The organism is Rhodococcus sp. ACS1 (genome assembly GCF_002300155.1).
Classification (GTDB): domain Bacteria; phylum Actinomycetota; class Actinomycetes; order Mycobacteriales; family Mycobacteriaceae; genus Rhodococcus_F; species Rhodococcus_F koreensis.
In genome coordinates this window covers 1-431 of the sequence record NZ_NSDZ01000034.1, presented here as the reverse complement: position 1 = coordinate 431, position 431 = coordinate 1, and the positions used below count along the sequence as shown (strand labels likewise).

The following is a 431-nucleotide window of genomic DNA, read 5'->3' as shown; positions in this document are numbered from 1 at the left end:
ATCGGCGATTGGGACGAAGTCGTAACAAGGTAGCCGTACCGGAAGGTGCGGCTGGATCACCTCCTTTCTAAGGAGCATTCTCCAGACGTGCACCACTGAACAGTCAGTGGATGATGTTCTGGCAGAGACCGTTTAGTCCTCATCAGTAGGGCTGCGGGCGCTCATGGGTGGAACACTGACAAGCATTCTTTTCACTTGCTGCCGGCCCGAGTGCCGGTGGGAGAAGAGTTATATCGGCATACTGTTGGGTCCTGAGAGAACACGCGAGTGTTTCCTCTACAGGAAAGTAACGACAAGCAAGCACTGCAGGTCAAACCGCGGAAGTTGTTCTTCCGGTCTGGTGTCTGCGCGAGGTGGTTGGTTGTGTGTTGTTTGAGAACTGCACAGTGGACGCGAGCATCTTTGTTGTAAGTAATGAAGAGCGTACGGTG

At 53.4% G+C, this 431-nt stretch carries 1 rRNA gene; it reads left to right on the top strand.

Annotated elements, in window-relative coordinates:
- A 16S ribosomal RNA gene (locus CJ179_RS50470) occupies positions 1-67 on the top strand; the annotation flags it as partial.
- Positions 68-431: the final 364 nt, after the last annotated feature.